The sequence below is a fragment of the Streptococcus caballi DSM 19004 genome (genome assembly GCF_000379985.1).
Taxonomy (GTDB): Bacteria; Bacillota; Bacilli; order Lactobacillales; family Streptococcaceae; genus Streptococcus; species Streptococcus caballi.
Genome location: NZ_KB904104.1, coordinates 1 through 4,874, shown reverse-complemented (window position 1 = coordinate 4,874; position 4,874 = coordinate 1). Strand labels below are relative to the sequence as shown.

Genomic DNA, 4,874 nt, shown 5'->3' with positions numbered 1-4,874 from the left:
ACTGACTTTGGCGTGTTTAAATCTCAAAAAATTGGTAAAAATAAGGGCAGGCAAGCTTTTTTATTTTGGACAAATACCCTCTATTTTAGTAAACAGAGGCGATTTAAATTCTATAAACAGAAAAAGACAAACATCAATCGAGATGTTTGTCTTCATTCTGAAATGATTCCATAGGAATCATTTTTATTTTATGAAAATACTGGGGAAAAGATACAATAATTTGAAAACTGATTTTATGAAGTTCATTAACAGGCCTTATTATATAAACTGTCAAATTAAGGTTAAACTTTTCATAATTTAAATTTTTGATATACAAATTTTTGAAGATTATTACTAAACACGCATACACGTTGTTTTGAACGAGGAACCCCATAACTATTCAACTTTTCTTGAATTATTTTTCCATAGTTTTTAACCTCACATGAATCTAATTCAATTACTGATGCGACTACTTTTTTTAACTCTCTTAAATCTTTATCGTTAAAAGCCTCTAACTCCAAATAGGTACCAATCGGATCTGGAAATGTATCAAAACAAAAAGACTTTTCACCTTTTGTATAGATTGTTCTCTTTTTTTGTGAAAGCATTCTACATTTAGTAAAACCAATACTGTATAAATAATCAATGATTTCTACAATATTATCAATGATAGTATTTTTTAACAATACTAATTCCGATAATTGAATTGAAAATTCTGAATTAATTATCCTTTGAATTTCTTTAAAAGGCTTCTTATCTTTACTACAGCTTTCATACTCAATTTCTATGTTATCTTGTAAATCATGTCTCTTTCCCTTAAATTTTAAAGTTAATAAATATCTTCTAGGTTTAACTAGTCTATACCTCAAAACAATCCCCTTTGATTTGCATTCAAAATTTGCTAAATCTGGAACAAAATCAGTTTCAAGAAAGCTAGCCCGTATCTTAAATCCTGTTTTCTCAATGACTCTTTTATAATTCTCAAAAGTTTTTGAAACTAAGACCTCATATTTAACTCTAATTCATTTTTATATAAATTTTGTTGATCAATTGACATCAAATATCCCCTTCCAAAAGCCTAATCTTTTTCAATTTTTTAACAGCTTGTCTAAATCTTTTTGGCTTCCTTATACTCTACATCGTATTCATCTAGAAGAATATCCAATAATTCATTATACTTAATTCCAAATCCAATTTGTTCCCAAATAACCTCAGACGTTCCAAGGAAAATATGCCTTGTCGAATACTCAGAATAAGCTAAGAGATAGCGAAAAAAATGGTATCTGAATAAGCTCCCTTTATGATATTGAGACTACAATCTTGTTCCAAATAAGTTTGAATAAAAACTTTTATTTGATGGACTAAGGCTTGATCTACTCCGACCACGACATTCTTTATTATTGGCTTTATAGCGTTTAGAGTGTCACTCGTAGTATGCTTATATCATGACGAGATTATTGTTAGGTTATTTATGTTAATCTCCTTCAGATAACTATAGTCGTTTATTGAGACTAACATAGGTGGTTTTTCTATCTAGCTTAAATTGATAATCTGGCTCATTTAAAAATTTTTTCTTACCAGCTTTTATTTCTTGCTATCATCGTCCATAGAAAGCACGCTGAGGAAGGCTTCCTGTGGTACTTCTACTGAGCCGATTGCTTTCATACGCTTCTTACCAGCTTTTTGTTTTTCAAGCAGCTTGCGCTTACGAGACACATCACCACCATAACATTTAGCCAAAACGTTTTTGCGCAAGGCCTTGATGTCTGAGCGAGCTACAATTTTTTGACCAATAGCCGCTTGGATTGGCACTTCAAATTGCTGACGCGGAATAATTTTTTTGAGTTTCTCAACGATAAGTTTACCGCGTTCATAGGCAAATTCATTGTGGACAATAAAGCTGAGCGCATCTACCTTGTCGCCATTGAGGAGAATATCCATCTTGACCAGCTTAGACTTGCGGTACTCTGAAATTTCGTAATCAAAGCTAGCATAACCACGGGTTGATGATTTAAGTTTGTCAAAGAAATCAAAGACAATCTCAGCCAGCGGAATCTGATAGATAACATTGACGCGATTGTCATCAATATAATCCATGGTCACAAAGTCACCACGCTTACGCTGAGCTAGTTCCATCACAGCTCCGACAAACTCTTGCGGCACCATGATTTGGGCCTTGACGTAAGGCTCCTCAATGCTTTCAACCTTGGTTGGCTCTGGGAATTCGGACGGATTTGACACTTCCAGCATCTCACCATCTGTCGTATTGACATGGTAAACTACAGACGGCGCTGTCATGATGAGATCAATGTTAAATTCACGTTCCAAACGCTCTTGGATAACATCCATGTGAAGCAAGCCCAGGAAACCGCAGCGGAAACCAAAGCCTAGAGCCTGTGAGGTTTCTGGCTCAAATTGTAGACTGGCATCGTTAAGCTGTAATTTCTCTAAAGCTTCACGAAGATCATTGTACTTGTTAGACTCGATAGGATAAAGTCCTGCAAAGACCATTGGATTCATTTGCTTATAGCCATGCAGAGGCTCTGCTGCTGGATTGTCAGCCAAGGTTACTGTATCACCGACACGAGTATCAGCAACCGTCTTGATTGAAGCCGCAATATAACCAACATCACCCGTCGCAAGATAGTCACGACCAACAGCTTTAGGTGTGAAAATACCAACTTCTGTTACATCAAATGTTTTGCCATTCGACATCATTTGGATTTTGTCGCCAGGTTTAACCATACCATTGATGATACGCACCTGAAGAATGACACCACGATAGGCATCATAAACTGAGTCAAAAATCAAGGCTTGAAGCGGAGCTTCGACATCACCCGTCGGTGCAGGTACCTTATCAACGATTTGTTCAAGTATTTCCTCGATACCAATCCCAGCTTTGGCCGATGCCAAAACCGCTTCAGACGCATCTAAACCAATGACATCTTCAATTTCTTGACGGACTCGTTCAGGGTCTGCTGCTGGCAAATCAATCTTATTGATAACCGGTAAAATTTCAAGATCATTATCTAAAGCCAAATAAACATTGGCTAGAGTCTGTGCCTCAATCCCTTGGGCTGCATCGACAACCAAAACAGCACCTTCACAGGCTGCCAAAGAACGAGAAACTTCATAGGTAAAGTCAACGTGCCCTGGGGTGTCAATAAGATGGAAAATGTAGGTTTCACCGTCTTTAGCAGTATAATTGAGTTCAATAGCATTCAACTTGATGGTGATACCTCGCTCACGCTCCAAATCCATGCTATCAAGCAACTGCGCCTGCATTTCACGGCTTGACACTGTCTCTGTTTTTTCCAAAATACGGTCAGCCAAGGTTGATTTCCCGTGGTCAATATGCGCAATAATGGAGAAGTTTCGAATCTTCTCCTGACGTTTTTTTAATTCTTCACTATTCATTGATTTATCCTATACATTCAATTTTTCATTTCCCTTAATTATACCAAAAAAGACAAGTCTCTGCTTGCCTTTTCGACTATTTTAATTTTAAATTATACGTCAAACGTTTTGTAGTAATTATTAATTCCAGAAACGATGCCATCTGCCAATTTATCTCTGTAAGCAGTCGTATTGATTCTTTGGAACTCGGCTGCATTTGAAATGTAACCCAATTCTAATAGGACAGCTGGTGCAGTTGTTTCGCGTAATACAGCGAATGTATTCCGCTTAACACCATTGTTTCTAGCACCTGTTTGCGTAGTCGTTCCAGCTTGGATAGCTTCTGCTAAAATTCTACTCTTTGTCAAACGTTCACTATTATTGTGATAGGTCTGGTTTATACGAGATGGATATTCCGGATAATATTCATAATAGTAGGTCTCAATACCACTTGCAGATGATGCCCCAGCATTAAAGTGAATACTGATAAAAATATCTGATTCTGTACTATTCACCTTCTTAGAACGGTCCAACAAATCAACAAAAGTATCTGTATCACGACTTGTAATAACAGTATAACCAGCCGCTTCTAACTTAGCTTGGACACGTTTTTGAACATCAAGAGTTAAATTCTTCTCAGATTGACCAAAATAGCTCGCTCCTGGATCATATCCACCATGTCCAGCATCCAAATAAATAACTTTATTAAAGACATCATAATCACCCTTAGCAGCTGCGCCAACTTTTTCAGCTTGTAAGTCGTAAGTTCCTACAACGAAACCGTCCACCGACTTATCTAGGTAATCTACATAAGTATGAACTGTATAACTTCCTTTGATATATTTATGATTGCGTTCATTCACAGTGACAAGAGTACTACCGTTGGTTATAACATCGCTAGTATACCAGTAAATATTAGACTGATTAAGTTCTGACCAAGCTGCTACGCGGACTTGTTTAATTGGTTTGGAAGCTGCAGTATCCTTGACAACTACAGTCAGTGTCCCTTTATCCTTCTGATAATTAGTCACTTCAATGACAGGCTTACTATTATTAGCAACTGTATTTGCTGTCGAACTAGCTTGAACTTCATCCATTGAGCCCATGCCATACCAAGCAACATCTTCATAGCGCCAGCCAAGTTTGGTCAGAGAAACCACTTCACTCTTAGATGCTGTGTAGTGATGGCTACCTGATTTAGCATTAGGATTATAAAGGCGATACATAGCAATTGTTCCTGCCGAATACCAAGCAATACCTTCATAGCGCCAACCCAGATTTGACAAATTAGTCATCTCACCCTTGTTTANTGTATANTGGTGATCACCGGCATTAGGATTATAAAGACGATAAACTTCCTCTCCTTTGGTCGGTGCATACCAGGCTACATTTTCATCACGCCAGCCAAGCTTAACAAGACTTACTTTTTCGTAACCATTTGAGGTATAAAAATGCTCGCCTGAGTTGGGATTGTAGAGACGATACATGGCTAATGTGGT

3 protein-coding genes are annotated in these 4,874 nt (G+C 37.3%); all 3 read right to left on the bottom strand.

The genetic code is table 11. The features are described from left to right. Positions 1 to 290: 290 nt before the first annotated feature. The gene (locus tag A3GS_RS11750; RefSeq protein ID WP_018365060.1) at positions 291 to 848 is read right to left on the bottom strand and encodes a hypothetical protein; all 558 of its coding nucleotides are present in this window, start codon (positions 846 to 848) and stop codon (positions 291 to 293) included. 715 nt (positions 849 to 1,563) lie between these two features. After that, positions 1,564 to 3,396: a translation elongation factor 4 gene (gene lepA, locus A3GS_RS0108920; RefSeq protein ID WP_018365059.1), complete on the bottom strand. Its 1,833-nt coding sequence runs from the start codon at positions 3,394 to 3,396 to the stop codon at positions 1,564 to 1,566. Between the two features lie 92 nt (positions 3,397 to 3,488). Next, the gene (locus A3GS_RS11745; protein WP_476712959.1) at positions 3,489 to 4,862 is read right to left on the bottom strand and encodes an N-acetylmuramoyl-L-alanine amidase; all 1,374 of its coding nucleotides are present in this window, start codon (positions 4,860 to 4,862) and stop codon (positions 3,489 to 3,491) included. Between the last annotated feature and the right edge of the window lie 12 nt (positions 4,863 to 4,874).